The organism is Legionella rowbothamii, from assembly GCF_900639985.1.
Classification (GTDB): domain Bacteria; phylum Pseudomonadota; class Gammaproteobacteria; order Legionellales; family Legionellaceae; genus Legionella; species Legionella rowbothamii.
Map to the genome: position 1 here is coordinate 50,445 of NZ_CAAAIM010000006.1, position 18,178 is coordinate 68,622.

Genomic DNA, 18,178 nt, shown 5'->3' on the forward strand with positions numbered 1-18,178 from the left:
TTACATTAAAGCAGTACAGATTGTTTTCCCTCTTTTAATAAACCTTTGGATTAACCACGGGAGTATTCATATTCCCATCCAGCATTCTCGCCGCAACTATAGCATCAGGTTGACCCGCATTTGCCGCAGCGGTGATCCAAAACCACGCTTTTTTACGATCCTCGACCACACCCTTACCGTAATAATACATATAACCAACAGCATACTGCGCGTCACGTTGTCCTTTTTTAGCTTCTGGTTTCAAACGTATAAACGCTGCTCGGTAATTCTCGACACGAAAACTGGTAATACCCTCGCGTAAATTGGTGGTGCTTGTCAGACAAGCAGCTAATGCGGGAATAAACAGTACTACAATTAATAATTTTAAAGCATGTCTCATCTAATCTATTCCCCTTTTAAAGGCTTAGCTACCGGCTCAAAGGTTAATTCATTTTTGGGTAAACTCAAACTTTCCAAAGCCCCCTGACGCTCAACAAGTACCCCATTAGCAGTAATTCGCTTAATTACTGCATCTCCTGGAATGGTATCGCCTATTTTATAGGTCTTCTCTTCCCCATTTGCAGCACGAATAATCACTTGTGAGTCATCCATATTACCAGCAAATAGGATTCCTACCAAAGTAACATTTAACATGGATTTTTTGACGCTACCATCACTCAAATCATTGGAAACATAAACACCGAAAAGGGATGCCTTAATAATGGCATCAAAAGAATCATCTTTCTGGGCAATTGGAATCGATCTTCTACCCGTTTCAGGAGCTACTTGAACTTTAATTGGTGAAAGTCTTAGTGAAAAAAACTCAATAATAATCAATAAAGAAAAAAAGGAAATTAAAGCAATGGCAATCCATTGTGCATATTTGCCTGACCATAAATAATGAAAATCAACCTTCATAGTTTCCTAAACCTTGGATTAAACGCGATTTCCGAATAAGAATCGCATAAAATCAAAAGAAATCAAAATTATTGAGAACAAAATACTCCAAAAGCCAATAATTAAAGACAAAGGCTTCCATTCACTTTAAATTTAGCATCAATTGGTACCTTGCCTAGAGTAAATTACCCCACTAGAATACTGACGATGACCTATAAGGAATATATTGAATGAAAAAGAATCACTTCGATACACGAGCTATTCATGCTGGCCAAGAACCATGCCCAAGTACCGGCGCAGTAATGACCCCTATTTATGCCACATCTACTTACCGACAAAGTGCGCCAGGAGTTCATCAAGGGTATGAATATTCCCGCACGCAAAATCCGACCCGCTCAGCTTATGAAGGCTGTATTGCTAGCTTGGAATCAGGTCAACGCGGTTTTGCTTTTGGCTCGGGAATGGCGGCCATAAATACCGTGATTGACCTGCTCGATGCCGGAGACCATGTGATTGCTACAGACGACCTTTATGGTGGTTCTTTTCGTTTATTCGATAAAGTAAAAACTCGTACTTCCAATTTATCTTTTTCTTTTGTAGATATGACTGATGTGCGCAACATTGAAGCTGCAATTACTCCTAAAACGCGCTTAATCTGGGTAGAAACTCCTTCCAATCCAATGCTAAAACTAGCTAATTTACGGGAAATCGCAGCGATTGGAAAACGACATAACCTAATTACTGTGGCCGACAATACCTTTGCTACCCCATGGATTCAACGTCCAATTGAGTTAGGTTTTGATATTGTAATGCATTCCGCAACTAAATACTTAAATGGTCATTCCGATGTAATTAGTGGTGTCGTTGTTGTTGGCGACAATGCCGATCTTATTGAGCGTATGGCATTCTTACAAAACTCCTGTGGAGGCATTGCCGGCCCATTTGATAGCTTTTTAGTGCTGCGAAGCCTAAAAACTCTATCCTTACGTATGCAAAGACATTGTGAAAATGCAGAACACTTAGCAAACTGGCTAAGTTCACATCCTAAAGTACGCAAAGTAATCTACCCAGGCCTTGCCAGCCATCCCCAACACCAATTAGCCAAAGAGCAAATGCAGGGTTTTGGCGGCATGATTTCCATGGTAATCGACGGGGGTATCGAAGAGGCTAAACGCTTTTTATCCCGCTGTGAATTATTCACGCTTGCTGAAAGCCTAGGCGGAGTTGAAAGCTTAATTGAACACCCAGCGATTATGACGCATGCCTCTATTCCACCAGAGCAACGCAAAGCCTTAGGTATTGAAGATGGCTTTATTCGCCTTTCTGTAGGTATTGAGCACGTAGAAGATTTACAATCTGATTTACACAATGCGTTAACTTAAGAAACAATTACGCCATCCAAAATATATGCGGCATCCTGAATATAGTAAGGGATGATGGGCAGGGGTAAATATCTTATCTTTATAGGAAAAACATATGCATACGTTACAAACCATTATTGAACAAGCTTTTGAACAGCGCCAGACCTTGTCCATGAATACTGCAACTCCCGAGCTCATTGCGGCAGTAAATGAAGTACTTTCTTGCCTGGATAGTGGCCAGTACCGCGTTGCAGAAAAAATAAATGGTGACTGGGTTGTGCATCAATGGATTAAAAAAGCCGTCCTTTTATCATTTAAATTATTTCCTAACCAAATTGTCGATGCCGGATTTTGTCAGTTTTACGACAAAGTCCCGCTAAAGTATCAAGGTTATAGCGAAGCGCAATTTCAGCAAACTGGTGTCCGCGTTGTACCTCATGCGATGGTGCGCAAAGGAGCTTATATTGCTAAAAACAGTATCTTAATGCCCTCCTATGTGAATGTTGGCGCCTATATTGATGAGGGCGTAATGGTTGATACTTGGGCGACCGTAGGTTCCTGTGCGCAAATTGGTAAGAATGTTCATCTTTCCGGAGGTGTTGGAATTGGTGGCGTATTAGAACCCTTGCAAGCAAATCCAACCATTATTGAAGATAATTGCTTTATCGGGGCGCGTTCCGAAGTGGTGGAAGGGGTCATTGTAGAGCGCAATTCCGTACTATCCATGGGTGTCTATCTAGGGCAAAGTACTAAAATCTACAATCGCCTGACTGGAGAAATTACCTATGGCCGCATTCCTGAAGGTTCCGTAGTTGTTGCCGGAAGCTTACCCAGCGAAGATAAAAGTCATAGCCTGTATTGTGCAGTAATTGTAAAACAGGTGGATGAAAAAACGCGGGCGAAAGTGAGTATTAATGAATTACTAAGAGCAAACTAAATTATGAGTAAAATAAAGGAGCTACTGGCTGAGCTCATTAATTTCCCATCGATTACTCCAGATGATGCCGGGTGTCAGGAATTTATGATTCAATTCTTGCAGGATTCAGGATTTAGTTGTGAGCGCATGAATAATGGCCCTGTATCTAATTTTTTTGCCCTTTATGGAAACAGTGGACCTTTATTAGTATTTGCAGGTCATACCGATGTGGTTCCTATTGGTGATGAATCAAAATGGCATACTGATCCCTTTGTTTTGGTAGATAAAGACAGCATGCTTTATGGCCGCGGCGTTGCAGATATGAAAGGCAGCCTTGCTTGTATGCTACTCATGGCAAAACGTTTCGTCGAAGCCTACCCTGATTTTCCAGCACGATTAGGCTTTCTTATTACCAGCGGTGAAGAAGGTGATGATTATGACTTAGGAACACCTTATGTTATGGAGCGATTGCAAAAACAAGGGATTCATATTGATTACTGCATTGTTGGTGAGCCTTCCAGTACTGCCCATGTTGGGGACGTGCTTAAAATTGGTAGACGGGGTTCGTTAAGTGCAAAAATCTGTCTGCATGGAAAACAAGGACACGTAGCCTATCCACATTTAGCAGAAAACCCCATTCATAAAATAAGTCCTGCTTTAGCTAAATTATCCACCATTCATTGGGATGAGGGCAATGCTTATTTCCCACCAACATCAATGCAAATAACCTCCATTAGCTCGGGAGGCCAAGCTCCGAATATTATTCCCGGAGAGCTCAACATGCACTTGAACTTCCGCTATTCTACAGAGCAAACTCAAGAGACCTTAAAGGAGCAAGTCATAGCAACCTTTAATGAGTTCGGCCTTAGTCCTTGCATCAACTGGCGTTTAAGTGGAGAGCCCTTTTTAACCGCCAAGGGCACTCTGTTAGAAAGTACTCAACAAGCGATTCTGGAGCAATCAGGCTTTACTCCCGAATTGTCAACTAGTGGTGGTACTTCTGACGGTCGTTTCATTGCTCCTTATGGCGTGGAAGTGATTGAATTAGGTCCTGTTAATACCACAATCCATCAAGTCAACGAATGTGTTTCTTTAATCGATCTACATCAATTAGAAGCACAATATTTTTCAATTTGTCAAAAACTACTACTTGACACAAAGTAGAGCTATACTCCTACAAGAGGCATTTTATGCCTCTGGGGCTGGCTAGCAAACAGGTTTAATTGTGAACCACCCATAAACCAACACAGCCTCTTTTCCACATGAGGCCTTTTTATATGGAGATAATTATGAGTGGTTGCAGATTAAACCCTGTAGGTTTGGGTCTAGCTTTTGGTATACTTTGGGGAATATCCATATTATTGCTAGGCTTAATTGCTACTTATTATGCCTATGGACATGATTTTGTTATAACAATGGGAAATTTATATCCAGGATATACGCCATCGATTAAGGGAAGTATCCTAGGAGCGGTTATTGCATTTATTGATTCCTTCATTATGGGTTTTCTTATTGCATGGTTATACAATAAGTTTAGCAATTGTGGTTGTGCTTGTTGTGACAAAGGAGTGAAAGAGGTTAAGAATAACCCGGCAGCTGAATAGCTTATTGCGGATTTCGTCATTGCGAGCCTTGGCGAAACAACCCAGAGTGATACTTCGTTAATGCTCAGTACCTGGTTGCTTCACTGCGTTCGCAATGACCACGATGTTGTTGGTTTCGCGATGTTTATATTCGCTAACTACTAGTTCACTACGTGCCAACTTCCATCAGGTTGGCGACAAGCGCTACCTCGGAGAAGCTGAGTTCGCCCATCAATCCATGCTTTTGTAGTATATTCACGACAAGGTAAACGCTCATGATGGTGCTCATGATAGTAAGTTCTAGTAGGTTGAACGGTATAACGATATCCAGTATCTGGGTTTGACCAATTAACTGCTCTACCTGTCGGCGCAGTTTCCAATGCCCTTTGCATTTGCATTTGGTCCACTTTATCCATGCTTCTCCCAATTTGGCCACCTAAAACAGCACCGATAAGCGCACCACCAGCTGCTGCAGCGACTTTACCACCGCCACTACCAAATTGGCTACCGAGCAATCCACCAACGACACCACCAGAAAGGGCGCCTATGCCTTCATTATTCACTCCGGTACAACCAACGAGTAAGAAAGACAAAGATAAGGATGCAACAGTTAACTTTTTCATGATTGTCACCAGATTTAAGGGTTAAAAAATCGACACCATTCTAACACCCTGGGTGATTATGATCCATATCCTTTTAACAAGGGGCTGGTTCTAAGCTAAGAATGACGCACGCGCTCTGAAATTTGGCATAACAATTCATAAGCAATTGTTCCCGCGGCTTGAGCAATACGCTCTACTAAAATATGAGCTCCCCACAGCTCAACTGGAGCTCCGGGCTGAACATCAGGATGTCCCGTTAAATCAACAGCCATCATATCCATAGAAATACGACCTGCAATAGGTACTTCCCTACCCTGCACCCAAACGGGCGTATTCGCAGCAATATGACGCGGATAACCATCCCCATAGCCCGCAGCAATAATACCAATTCGTGAAGGTTTTAGGCTACTCCAAACACCCCCATACCCTACTTGTGCAAAAGGAGGGTTCTCATAAACCGCACTAATCGCGGAGACAAAACGCATAACTGGCACTAAGCCCAACTCAGTTGCTGTCTTATCCGCAAAAGGTGAGACCCCATACAGCATAATACCGGGCCTAACGACATCCGCATGGGTTTGGGGAAAAGAAATAATTGCTGCTGAATTGGCCATACTACGCTGGCTAAAACCTGGCACAGAAATACGTTCAAAAAGAGAAATCTGCTGATAATTTTCCACACGCCCAGGCTCATCAGCACAAGCTAAATGAGTCATTAAGCCGATGTCTTTATCCACCCAAGGACAAGCTTGTAACGCATGCATCACCTCTTGCAATTCATGAGGCTTAAAACCCAGGCGATGCATACCGGTATTTACTTTCACCCATAACTTAATAGGCTTATCTAATGGCGTATTTAATAACCATTGTACTTGGTGGGGCTGATGCATGACACAACCTAATTGGTGTTCAGCAACCAGTTTAAATTCATCAGGGCTAAACACCCCTTGGAACAAAATACAAGGAGTACGACTACCCAGGCGGCGAATAACCATAGCCTCTTCAATACAGGCTACACCAAACGCATCAACATGCCCTTCTAGCACTGGCACTACAGCATGAATACCACAGCCATAAGCGTTGGCTTTAACCATAGTAATTATTTTTTTGCCGGGAGCAAATCGTCTTATTTGTGCGAGGTTATGTAATAAAGCACTGGGATCAACAACCAAATGGGTCGGTCTTGACACTATTCGAAACCCTCTTGATAACCATTAAATGCTAAATCCTCAAATCGAGTATATTTACCAATAAACGCTACACGGACTTTTCCAATAGGACCATTCCTTTGTTTTGCAACAATAATTTCCGCGGTTCCTTTATCAGGGCTATCTTCATTATACACCTCATCCCGGTAAATAAAGCAGATTAAATCCGCATCCTGCTCAATCGCACCCGATTCCCTTAAGTCAGACATTACAGGACGTTTATCAGCACGTTGCTCCAAACTTCGGTTTAACTGTGACAAAGCAATTACTGGGGTTTGCAATTCTTTGGCAAGAGATTTCAAACTTCGTGAAATTTCCGAGATTTCCGCTGTTCTGTTTTCGGCGTTAAAACCTGGTACTTTCATAAGCTGTAGATAATCCACCACAATTAAGCCAACAGAACCATGTTCTTTGGCTACACGGCGCGAGCGGGCCCGCATTTCCGAGGGGCTTAACGCTGGGGTATCATCAATAAATAATGATGCTTCAGACAACATATGTACCGCAGAAGTTACCCGAGGCCAATCATCATCATCAAGCTTTCCGGTTCTTATCTTGTGCTGATCAATACGTCCTAAAGAAGACATCATCCTCATAGCTAATGAATCCGAGGGCATCTCCATTGAGTAGACGATTACTGGCTTCCCAGACTTAATCGCAACATGCTCTGCCATGTTCATTACTAAGGTGGTTTTACCCATAGAAGGACGGCCCGCAACGATAATCAAATCAGAGGGTTGTAAACCCGAGGTCATTTTGTCTAAATCACTAAGTCCTGTAGCAACCCCGGTGAGCGCATCACCATTGTGGTATAAGGCATCAATCTTCTCAACGGTACGAACTAAAATGGATTTAATATTTTCAGGACCCCCATCGCCACCAGTTTGCTCCCCGATTGCAAATACCTTGGTTTCAGCCATATCTAATAATTCAGGTACTTCTCTGCCTTCAGGGTTATAAGCTGCATCAGCAATTTCTGTAGCCACCCCAATCAGTTGTCGTTGTACGGATTTTTCTCGCACAATATCAGCATATGCATTGACATTCGCCACACTAGGTGTGTTATTTGCTAATTCAAACAAGTAAGCTTCACCACCGGCATCATCTAGCTCATTATGAGACTTTAAGGTATCAAGAAGAGTGACTACATCAAAAGGTTGGTCTTTTTTTGATAATACGGAAATTGCCCGGAATAAAATACGATGTTCTGTGCGGTAAAAATCTGCCTCGCATAGTTTAGTACTAATTTTATCCCAAACCTGATTATCCAGCATTAATCCACCAATAATCGATTGCTCAGCTTCGACTGAATGAGGGGGTCTTCTTAGTGGATCAACGGTTTTTTGAGATTTTTTTAGATCAAGCATAGTTACGTAGGCAATGTGAGTTGGAACAACGGCTATTGTAATGGTCTTTTGCTAAGATGTCATCTGATTAAGGGCGGTGGTTTAATTGGAACGAGGATTTCTAAAAGAAAAACCTGGTTGCAAGCAACCAGGCTAGGGGAATTATCTAACCCATGTTTGAGTGCGTCCTAATAAGGAAACGCCTAAATATCCTCTAACATGAAGTTTATTTCCGTCAAGAGTCATTTTTGCTTTATAAACTTTACCTGATTTAGGGTCTAGAATAGAGCCACCACTCCACTCGTTGTTACCATCACTTTTCAAACCCCATAAAAAACGTAAGCCCGCAACTTTTTTACCTTTAAACGAGCCTGGACATTTTTCACAAACTCCAGTATCGCCTGGTTGTGGGTATACTTTTTGAATAACACCACTTATAACGCCGCCAGATTCAGAAATCATAACAACAGCTCTTTTGGCCCCAGTTTTATCATCAATAGTTGTCCATTGACCAACAGGCGAACCTGATGCAGCAATGGCACTAGGAATAAATGATACAGCAAAAACCAAACCACAAATCGCTTTCCATAATTTCATAGTTTTCTCCATAATTACAATCATATATAGCTTAAGCCATGATTTGCGACTATGCCAGTTTTTCAATAAAAAAGCATTATTTTTTATGTTTTTTGAATGATGGACTGTTTTAAAACCCATCAAAAACGAGGCTAGACTTGTAGATTAGGTCCATGGCCCAACATGGGGCTCTAATGTGCTACGAAGCCTTGGCGGGAAGCAAGGTTCAACCTACAACGGCGCAAAAAACTGCTCGATATCCTCTTCACTTAAACTCATCGCCTTAGCTGGATCTGCAGATAAAATCCCATCCACCAATAGACGTTTACGCTCCTGCATACCTAAAATGGCTTCTTCAACCGTACCTGAAGTAATCAGCTTATAAACAAACACTGGATTTACCTGACCAATACGATGTGTCCTATCTGTAGCTTGATCCTCGACCGCCGGATTCCACCAGGGATCATAATGAATTACGGTATCCGCACGCGTTAAGTTCAATCCAGTCCCCCCTGCTTTTAAACTAATTAAAAACACCGGGGTCTTTCCTTCCTGAAACCGCTCAACTAAAGCCTGTCTGTTTTGTGTTTGTCCGGTAAGCTTTAAATAATCATAATTCCGTGCATGCAACTCATTTTCGATTAATTGCAGCATGGACGTAAATTGAGAGAAAACGAGCACCCGCCTACCCTCTTCCACTAAATTATCGAGTAGCTCCATTAAGGTCTCGAGCTTAGCCGAAGTACCATGGGCTATAGTTGCTTCAGGTAATGATAATAAACGTGGATCACAGCAAATCTGGCGTAGTTTCAATAAGGCATCAAGAATAATAATGTGACTTTTGCCTAAGCCTTGCTTCACAATTGCATCACGAACCTTTTTCTCCATGCTCATGCGAATGGCTTCATAAAGATCACGTTGTGGCCCAATAATTTCAATAGTACGAGTCATTTCCGTTTTCGGTGGCAATTCACGAGCAACCTGGTTTTTGGTCCGTCTTAGAATAAAGGGCTTTACTCGATTAACTAAAACTTCACGTCGATGCACATCGGCATGTTTTTCTATCGGATTTCTAAACCAAAGTCTGAATTGTTTCGGATCACCTAATAAACCTGGCATTAAAAAGTGAAATAATGACCATAATTCGCCTAAATGATTTTCTAACGGTGTTCCTGTGAGGCATAAACGATGCGCCGCATGCAATTGCTGGATAATCTGCGTTGTTTTTGTACGCGCATTTTTGATAAATTGAGCCTCATCCAAAATGAGATAATAGAAGGGATAACTCACAAATTTTTCTTTATCTCGATGAATGAGTCCGTAAGTAGAAATAACCAAATCGTAATCGTCAAAATTATCCTGATGCCGCTCACTGCCATGATAAACTAATACTTTTAATGCAGGAGTAAAACGTCGAGCCTCTGCCTCCCAATTGCCAACTAAACTGGTGGGGGCAATAATTAATGTAGCGGTTCGTGTACGACCCTGCTCTTTTTCATAAAGCAAATGCGTCAACGTTTGAATCGTTTTTCCCAAGCCCATATCATCAGCTAAAATACCGCTGAAACTGCTTGTACGCAGAAACTGTATCCAATTTAATCCTTGACGTTGGTAATCTCTTAATTGTGCTTGCAACCCTTGGGGAACCGAAACCTCCGGGATGTCGATTAACTTAACCAGGCGCTTGAGTTCATCGCGTAACATTTCAGCACCTTGCCAACGTGACTTTGTGGCCGCAAGCGCGAGTTCAGCTTCCTGCATCAAGATCAGTTGGTATTTGTTAATTTGTAGATGTTGATTTTCATCTATATGACGTAAACCGAATTGCACAAGTAAACGTACCAATGGTTTAATACGCCCCATTTCTAACTGCAAAGCGCGCCCATCATCTAAAGGTAATTTAACTAATTGCTCATCCGGAAGACCATCCAACTCCCCTGCTTTGTAATGCTGGATTAAATCAGCAACCAAAGGAACGATACTGACTGACTTACCCTCGACTAAGATACCTAACTGATAAGAAAAGAAGTCGGTGCCACTACCCTCATGCAAATCAGAAAACCACTCCACATCATCAGCACTAACAACTTGCTGATACAATGAGCTGATCATATCAACCTGCCAGCCCCGGTGTGTTAATAAAGGTACCGCTTGGCTGTAAAGAAACTCTAAGTCTGAAGCTTGGGTAATATTTTCTAATATGAAATCAGCTTGCCCGGTTTTATCCCACTGCGCCTTTTCCCAACCTTTAGGCACTCTCAATTTAAGAATTTGATGTAGTTCATTTAGCTTTTCCGCTTCGAAATTTTTATCGCGTTGGTAACGAATTAAAATGCCATTTTCTTGAGTAACGACCGTATCACAGTCTTCGTTAAGCGCTATTTTTGATTGATTATAATTGAAAAAAACCCGTGAAATAAATAAAGCGTTCAATTCCTCATCATCATAAAACCAAGATGGTCCTTCCTGCTCCTCATTTACTGCATCTAGAATCAACATGGGGGTAGGCTTAACTTGGCGTGTTTCCTGAATAGTAAATACTTGGGGTACAGGAAACTCGGGGCAAGTTTGCTCCATTTTTTTCGCGAGTAATGGCGCTTGCTCAATGGAAATAGGTGGTGCTTCTAATAAATGCCCGAGCTGCTTTATTGGGTAAGGAGTTTTTAAATACCCCAAGACTCCTTCATCATAATCAAAATACCAACTCTCATCTAATAGTAAAGGGCTAACGGGTTCATCCTCATGCATCAACAATAAATTCTGGCTACCGTTTTGTGCCAAAACCCATTGGCATGTACCATCATATGTTTCACCCATATGAATAGCATGCTCTTGATCATGAGCAAAAAAAGCCCTGCCTGTAGCAATAATTCGTGCTAATAATTCACTATTACGAATGCTTAATGAATCAAACCAGCCGGTAACACCGCATTTAAACAATAATTGAGCGACCAATTCATTATCATCGCCAATAAAGTGCTGCTTCTTCGACTCAGCAAGGCTGTTAAAGGTGATCATCTTTCCATAACCACCCCGTTTTAATAACTTAGCTAAAGCCAATTTAACGATTACTTTATGCTCATAGCCATCAAGTCTAAGTTCGATTAAATAGGTTAACTGATGAGTGGACTCATGGGTCTTAACCACCGAGGCCTCTTGAGCACGTAGATTTTTTAACCAACTGTCTAAACGTTTATCTAGCTTATTTGCAGGTTGTGATACCATATTGGTTTGGTCGCGTAAAGCAAATAAACAGGCAGCAGCATGCTTGCAGTTGATATGTGAGGCACAGGTGCAACTCGCACGTTTTCCAGGCCAGGCTTTTAAATCCATGTGCACATCATAAATCTGGCTGGAACTGCCTTTAACGCGCCCTTTTAAAAGGCCCTCACTGAAACGAATATTCAGCACATGGCCATTCTCAAAATACTCTTGCCCACGCAATAATATTTTCGCCTCAAACGCTTCTGGCATCTTTGATAGTGCTTCATTTAACATAATATTTGGGATGTACTCGCCAAAAGCATTTATTTTATGCAATTTTTAGGCTAATTAACACTTATATCTTTCATTTAGGCATACTTTGTAATAATTTACTGCCTATTATCATCAAAGTGCGCTCAATATCATGCAAAACACGCTTCGAATTCTTATGGCTCAAATAAATCCCACTGTTGGCGCATTAGCATTCAATCGGGATAAAATTATTGAAATCATAAAAAACAAGCAAGATGACCACGATGTCATTCTTTTTCCTGAGCTGGCCTTAACAGGCTATCCTCCAGAAGACTTACTTTTTCGGAATGAATTTCATCTTTCAGTGATAGAACATTTAATACAAATCCAAGAGGTGACCAAAGACTGTTATGTAGTAGTTGGTCATCCAAGTATAGATCAAAAAAACTGCTATAACAGTGTGAGCATTTTGCATCAAGGCCAAATAATTACGACATACCACAAACAGAAGCTTCCTAATTATGAGATTTTTGATGAAGCACGCTATTTCACCGCGGGCGAAAGAAAACCATGTATTCTAAAAATAAATAATTACCAAGTGGGTATTTGCATTTGTGAAGATGCCTGGCAGCGCGGTCCGATCGAAGACTTAATTGAACATGGTGTTTCAATAATCCTCATACCCAACGCGTCCCCATTTGATGAGCACAAATATCAAAAACGTGAGGCCTTATTAAAATCCTATGCACAACAAGGTGTTGCTATTGCATATGTAAATCAAATTGGTGGGCAGGACGAGTTATTATTTGATGGACACTCATTTGCCCTAGACCAACAAGGCACTGTCTGTGCTCGTGCCTCCGCGTTTAAAGAAGAGTTATGCACGATTAAATTACAAGACAAACAGCTTTCCGGTTCTATAGCGCCCCTGCCAACAAAAGAAGCATTACTCTATGAAGCGTTAATTTGTGGAACCCGGGATTATGTTAATAAGAATCAATTTCCAGGCGTTCTATTAGGCTTATCAGGAGGTATTGATTCAGCACTCACATTAGCAGTCGCTGTTGATGCCTTAGGAGCAGAACGAGTGCATGCCGTACTTATGCCTTCCCGCTATACGGCTGAAATGAGCGTAGTAGATGCGATGCTCGAACTAAAAGCTTTGGCAGTCACTCACTCGATGCTATCCATTGAACCTGCATATGAAGCCTTAATGACTACCTTGAAATCTGAATTTGATGGGTATCCCACCGATCTAACCGAGGAAAACATACAAGCTCGAATTCGCGGTTTACTGTTAATGGCCTTGTCGAATAAGACTGGAAAAATGGTATTAACCACCTCGAATAAAAGCGAGTCTGCGGTAGGATATGCAACCTTGTACGGAGACATGTGTGGGGGCTTTGGGGTTTTAAAAGACGTGCTAAAAACCCAAGTCTATGCGCTGGCTCATTATCGTAATACGTTGTCTCAGGTTATCCCTGAACGTGTGATTACTCGTCCTCCTTCTGCTGAATTAAGAGATAATCAAACCGATCAGGACAGCTTACCTGACTATGAAATTTTAGATGCCATTATCGTTGCGTACATGGAAAAGAATTTAAGCCCATCAGAGATAATTCAACATGGATTTAAACCCGAACTCGTCACTAAGGTCATCCAAATGATTAAACGTAATGAATATAAACGACGTCAGGCTGCTCCTGGAATCAAAGTGAGTGCAGTAGCCTTTGATAAAGATTGGCGTTATCCAATAACGAATGGGTTTAAATAATATAAACCCTGGTTGCTTGCAACCAGGGTTTCCTTAGATTTAACGGCAACCCAATGAGATTGCCGTGGCGTGAAAGTTGATGACACAGGTTATCTACATCGTATTAAGCGTACGTGATAACTCTTCCGCATTCTCTAAGGCTTCTGTTGTTATCCTCTTTTCGTGCCAAATATTAGGCAACTGGCTAATCGCAGTATACCGTTCTTTGCTTAAGGGCTGAGGAACAACCTTCTGAGTATCCTCTTTAAATGACGCATCAACCTTAGGTGTTACTTGCACCGCGTCAGATGTCTGCCCTGATTGAACTTCACCATGTATCCTCAGTCTATTCTCAAGCATGTCCCTAATATTTTGAAAACTCTTCTTATCTAACTCATGGATTGGGTTAACATTTAACAAGTAATTCTTAAATGCTAATTCATCTTCTGCGTTAAATGGAGCAGGATGAGTCCCTAGCCAATTCAAAAGTTCAGGATAATTTTTTAACCTAATTTGATTGATCACACCTAAGCTATTTGCCCACCAAAGAGAATGCTCCTTGTCTGTATGACGTAAAATAAAGGTTGAGGTAATATGCATACGCTGCAAGTCTCTAATTCTTTGTTCTGGGTTAATCTTGTATTGAAGTAGACTCAGCGCACGCTCATGAGCATTAAGTTTTACCTCCTCAATATTTGGTTCTCCCATTTGTCTTTTAAAAATGCCACCTAACTGTCGATTCATCTGAGAAACAGTGGTTGTATTCAAGGCCTTGGCCGTTTTTACTCCCAATAAATGAAGTTTTATCGAGTTCTCAATTTCTTTTTTAGTTCCTTCATTCAAATCATTGTCGTGCAACAGTCCAAGATTATTAGTTAAACACTCATGAAGGGTAGAATAATCTTTGAGTTCAATAAAGTTAAGTGCTCCCAAACTGCTTACCCACCAAAGATTAATTTTAGGTGGATCAGTACGTAAAATGAAGGTCGAATTAATGCCTTTATTAACAATATCCATATTACTTTGTTCTGGATTGATCACCAGTTGTAAATGGTCAAGCAATTGCATTTTTGCCTTCTGACACTCAGTTATTATATGTTCCAACTGATCAGAACTTAATTTTGTTACGTGGGTAATTTTCTTGCTGGAAAGAAATAATTTAAGTTCTAAGGTTGTATTTAACGGATATATCTTACCTTCTGCATCAACTAAGGAAAGCTTCCACAGATTAGTATCCTTTACTAGGCAAAAAACAACTTTATCTAATTCTGTGGCTGCTTTATTTTTTGCAATCTCAATATCTTCCTCGACGAGCGCTGAATCTAATAGACGTTGTTTTGCTAACCCGGCTTGCTGCAGCTCTTCATTGCGGCATTTTGCCTCATCCAGCGCTTTCTTACGATCAGCAATTAAATAATTTAATCGGTTCATAATGGGTTCTTTTAGCTTAAGCACAAAAGAATGTTTTTCCTGCTCCTCCAAAGATTCATATCCCTCAATGGCACTAGCAAGCTCTAAAAGAAAGTAGAAATTATAAGAACCATTATTCCATTCCCCTTTGCTTAAAAGCTTTTTAACTGCTTCCCAGCGAAAATAAGAATCTTTAGTATCTTTCAACTCAGTAATAAAGCTGTTGATGTCGCGGGTGCGCGTAAAATAATAAAGCCAATATTTGTATTTTACTTTGGCCTGCTCAGCGAGATCGACTATTTTTTGACGACCTTCCTCGGTCGAATCAGAAATAAGATCCACAAGCTTTTCAATAACAGGGGCTGGTATTTCCATTAACGATTTTTTTTTATTGTTAGTCATTATGAAACTCCATTTCAATATGTAAAAAATTTATCATTGCACCAATGCTCATTAGAAACAAGTAGACGATTCACACAGATAGTATATTTCTCAATATCGAATAACGTGAGTAAAGGAAACCCATTTTGAGACAGAAAAATCAATATGGTCAATTCATTATAGTAGTGATAAAAATTTTTTGTTTTTTAAAACTATTTTTTTGTTTCTACGGTGAAATAAGAGACATATAAGACATGTGGCACTAACTGAATCTCCTTAAATATTTGTTAAATATTTTTGAATTTAAGGACTTGCAAATTTAGGACAACACGATAACATGACCTCACAAAAAAAATAATAATAATAAAGGGAAGTCATGAAATCCGTACTATTTTCTACTGCTTTATTAGCATCAAGCATCGCATCAGCGTCTACTGCTGTTGATGGCTGGTATATGAGTGCTTTCGGAGGATATAGCCATTTATCTTCTAACGTCAATACGAATATTTTAGGTGTACACCTCTCTGACGTAAGCTACCGCGATGGGTGGAATGCAGGTGGCCGTCTAGGCTATCAATATAATCCTGTTCGTTATGAGTTTGAATATACGTACATCTCTGCCAATCCCGATCGTTTTCGTGTTACCGACTTTGATCTCACATCATTTAGTGGTAGAACCTCCGCTAATGTGCTTATGGCTAACCTCTATTTCGACTTCCCAGAGTTTTTAGAAACACTATCTCCCTTCATTGGCGGTGGTATTGGTTATTCATTCTTAAACCTAGATTTAAATGCATCCGGCCCATTTGATGCGATTTCGTTTAGTGCCAAAAAAAATGTATTTACCTATCAAGGAACTGTGGGTATAACCTATAATTTCTCAGAAAATTATGCACTCAACGCGGCATATCGATATATGTCTACCACAAGCATCAATACTTTTGGAAGATCATTCCAGGCACAAATGGGTAGTGTTGGGATAATCTATCGATTTGATTCTTGCAGTTACAAGTAAAACGTAGGCTGGGCCGAGAAGCCCAGCACTGGTCCTCATGCAAACTACTTTGCTCGGCTTTACAGCTCCGCCTATGACTGTTTATTTCCTAGCATGTAGAGCTTAATAACGAATAGACCTTTTGCCTTTAATATGAGGCATTGCTTGAGGCTCCTGCCATAAGGTAACAAAGAGTACCATAACTACAGGTCCTATAAATAAGCCCAATAAACCTAAAGTCTCAACTCCACCTAAGATACCAAACAGCACGGCCAAAAAGGGTAGTTCAATCGCGCCTCCAATAAGCACAGGTTTGACGAAGTGGTCCGCAATAAACATCACTAACGTTCCCCAAACTAAAACAATGATCGCACCAATCATACTTCCTGCGGAAAATAAAATAATTGCAACAGTCACAAAAACAATAGGCACGACAAAAGGAATCATGGCGGCTAAGGCAGTAATAAATCCAGTCAACGTAGGTGCGGGAAAACCTACCAAGCCATAACAAATTCCCATTAATATTCCTACTCCCAGCCCGACAACGATAGTACCATTAACAGTCGCACTTAATGCTTTAGGTAATCTATCAGCGTAGCGAAACCATCTTTCGCCCAAGCAATATTCCCCTATTTGATAGATCTGGATCAATAATTGATCCCCGTCACGGTAGAAAAAGAATAAGGTTAATAAAGTAAAACCAACCTGTATACTACGATGAGCTAAACTCGTTCCTATTTGTTTGACATAATAACTGGTCGGGGCTAATGATAAATGCACATTAGAGAGAAAATCCCGAATCTTACCGGGTTGGCCAATATTTTCATCCCAATAGGTTACTAATTCATTACCAATGAATGGAAAATTTTTCAGAAACTCCGGTGCAACACCACCTTGCTGATTCAAATTTTGTAAAAAATTAATGAAATACTGGACTTCAGTAATCAATATTCGCACTAACCAGCTTAAAGGAAGGAGAAAAAGTAAACCAATTAGCGTGGTAAAAAGAAAGGCAGCAAGATTGTCTTTATTACCAAACAGGTGCCGCCATTTTTTATACAAAGGATAGGTAGCAATCACAATAATTGCCGCCCAAATCATCGATGGGATAAAACGATGGATAATAAATAAAGTAAGTGCAACAATGCCGACAGTCAGCCCAATACTAATTAGCTCCTTATGATTCTCATTCATCATGAAAAACTCCAAGCTAACAACTGCATTATGATCCAAGCTGGTATCGCGGCTAACACATCATCTAACATAATCCCCATCCCACCTTTTACCTTTTCATCAATGTATCCTATAGGTTGGGGTTTCCAAATATCAAAAATACGAAACAAAATAAAACCGCATAACATCCATTTAAATCCTGGTGGTGCCATAAACATCGTTAATAAAAAACCTACGACCTCATCCCAAACGATCCCTTTATAATCATGTAAACCTAACTCATTACTTACTTTATCAGAGACCCAAACCCCTAAAATAAATGCCAATGCAGTTAAAATAAGATAAACAATTGGATTGCAATGCATCAGTAGTAAATAGACCGGGACAGCAGCTACAGTTCCCCAAGTTCCAGGGGCTTTAGGCATCAAACCAGAACCAAAACCAAAAGCGATGAAATAAACAGGGTCCTGCCACACACGATTTGCTAAATTGATTTGTTTCATTATTATTCTCACTACAATTGCACAGCTATAGTTCACGTAA

At 40.6% G+C, this 18,178-nt stretch carries 16 protein-coding genes; 6 read left to right on the forward strand and 10 right to left on the reverse strand.

Annotated elements, in window-relative coordinates; all coding sequences use genetic code 11:
* Window positions 1–34 precede the first annotated feature (34 nt).
* Together E1P08_RS11025 and E1P08_RS11030 are read right to left on the reverse strand one after the other, a co-directional pair.
* Complete coding sequence (locus tag E1P08_RS11025) at window positions 35–379, reverse strand: SEL1-like repeat protein (RefSeq protein ID WP_133137082.1); 345 nt, start codon at window positions 377–379, stop codon at window positions 35–37.
* Window positions 380–384: 5 nt separating this feature from the next.
* The gene (locus E1P08_RS11030; RefSeq protein WP_133137083.1) at window positions 385–897 is read right to left on the reverse strand and encodes a type II secretion system protein N; all 513 of its coding nucleotides are present in this window, start codon (window positions 895–897) and stop codon (window positions 385–387) included.
* Window positions 898–1,106: 209 nt separating this feature from the next.
* Between E1P08_RS11030 and E1P08_RS11035 the strand changes: the two genes are divergently transcribed.
* The 4 genes from E1P08_RS11035 (at window position 1,107) to E1P08_RS11050 (ending at window position 4,757) form a co-directional block, all read left to right on the forward strand.
* A complete protein-coding gene (locus tag E1P08_RS11035; protein ID WP_133137084.1) occupies window positions 1,107–2,258 on the forward strand; it encodes a trans-sulfuration enzyme family protein in 1,152 nt (383 codons plus the stop codon).
* Window positions 2,259–2,352: 94 nt separating this feature from the next.
* Entirely contained in the window at window positions 2,353–3,174 is an 822-nt protein-coding gene (dapD, locus tag E1P08_RS11040; protein ID WP_133137085.1) for a 2,3,4,5-tetrahydropyridine-2,6-dicarboxylate N-succinyltransferase, read from the forward strand.
* Between the two features lie 3 nt (window positions 3,175–3,177).
* Window positions 3,178–4,317, forward strand: coding sequence for a succinyl-diaminopimelate desuccinylase (gene dapE, locus E1P08_RS11045; protein ID WP_133137086.1), 1,140 nt, complete (start codon window positions 3,178–3,180; stop codon window positions 4,315–4,317).
* Between the two features lie 125 nt (window positions 4,318–4,442).
* Window positions 4,443–4,757: a bacteriophage holin gene (locus tag E1P08_RS11050; RefSeq protein WP_133137087.1), complete on the forward strand. Its 315-nt coding sequence runs from the start codon at window positions 4,443–4,445 to the stop codon at window positions 4,755–4,757.
* A gap of 140 nt (window positions 4,758–4,897) precedes the next feature.
* Here E1P08_RS11050 and E1P08_RS11055 read toward each other — a convergent pair whose 3' ends face one another.
* The 5 genes from E1P08_RS11055 to E1P08_RS11075 all read right to left on the reverse strand — a co-directional run bounded on the left by E1P08_RS11055 (window position 4,898) and on the right by E1P08_RS11075 (window position 11,966).
* On the reverse strand, window positions 4,898–5,359 hold the full coding sequence (locus E1P08_RS11055; RefSeq protein WP_133137088.1) for an RT0821/Lpp0805 family surface protein: 462 nt from the start codon (window positions 5,357–5,359) through the stop codon (window positions 4,898–4,900).
* Window positions 5,360–5,454: 95 nt separating this feature from the next.
* Window positions 5,455–6,528: an alanine racemase gene (gene alr / locus E1P08_RS11060; protein ID WP_133137089.1), complete on the reverse strand. Its 1,074-nt coding sequence runs from the start codon at window positions 6,526–6,528 to the stop codon at window positions 5,455–5,457.
* Window positions 6,528–7,913 carry a replicative DNA helicase gene (gene dnaB / locus E1P08_RS11065; RefSeq protein WP_133137090.1) on the reverse strand — a complete coding sequence of 462 codons (1,386 nt, stop codon included), beginning with the start codon at window positions 7,911–7,913 and terminating at the stop codon, window positions 6,528–6,530. Before dnaB ends, alr begins: the two co-directional genes overlap by 1 nt.
* 141 nt (window positions 7,914–8,054) lie before the next feature.
* Window positions 8,055–8,489 carry a DUF2147 domain-containing protein gene (locus E1P08_RS11070; protein ID WP_133137091.1) on the reverse strand — a complete coding sequence of 145 codons (435 nt, stop codon included), beginning with the start codon at window positions 8,487–8,489 and terminating at the stop codon, window positions 8,055–8,057.
* 210 nt (window positions 8,490–8,699) lie between these two features.
* Complete coding sequence (locus E1P08_RS11075) at window positions 8,700–11,966, reverse strand: DEAD/DEAH box helicase (RefSeq protein WP_133137222.1); 3,267 nt, start codon at window positions 11,964–11,966, stop codon at window positions 8,700–8,702.
* Between the two features lie 130 nt (window positions 11,967–12,096).
* Between E1P08_RS11075 and E1P08_RS11080 the strand changes: the two genes are divergently transcribed.
* Entirely contained in the window at window positions 12,097–13,698 is a 1,602-nt protein-coding gene (locus tag E1P08_RS11080) for an NAD+ synthase (protein WP_133137092.1), read from the forward strand.
* A gap of 93 nt (window positions 13,699–13,791) precedes the next feature.
* Here the strand turns inward: E1P08_RS11080 and E1P08_RS11085 are convergent, their stop codons facing one another.
* On the reverse strand, window positions 13,792–15,489 hold the full coding sequence (locus E1P08_RS11085; RefSeq protein ID WP_133137093.1) for a hypothetical protein: 1,698 nt from the start codon (window positions 15,487–15,489) through the stop codon (window positions 13,792–13,794).
* Window positions 15,490–15,844: 355 nt separating this feature from the next.
* Here E1P08_RS11085 and E1P08_RS11090 point away from each other — a divergent pair, with 355 nt between their 5' ends.
* Window positions 15,845–16,483 (forward strand): outer membrane protein, encoded by a 639-nt coding sequence (locus tag E1P08_RS11090; protein WP_133137094.1) that lies wholly within the window; start codon window positions 15,845–15,847, stop codon window positions 16,481–16,483.
* Window positions 16,484–16,585: 102 nt separating this feature from the next.
* Here the strand turns inward: E1P08_RS11090 and E1P08_RS11095 are convergent, their stop codons facing one another.
* On the reverse strand, window positions 16,586–17,656 hold the full coding sequence (locus tag E1P08_RS11095) for an AI-2E family transporter (protein WP_133137223.1): 1,071 nt from the start codon (window positions 17,654–17,656) through the stop codon (window positions 16,586–16,588).
* On the reverse strand, window positions 17,656–18,138 hold the full coding sequence (locus tag E1P08_RS11100; RefSeq protein WP_133137095.1) for a phosphatidylglycerophosphatase A family protein: 483 nt from the start codon (window positions 18,136–18,138) through the stop codon (window positions 17,656–17,658). The genes E1P08_RS11095 and E1P08_RS11100 overlap by 1 nt, the downstream gene beginning before the upstream one ends.
* Window positions 18,139–18,178 lie beyond the last annotated feature (40 nt).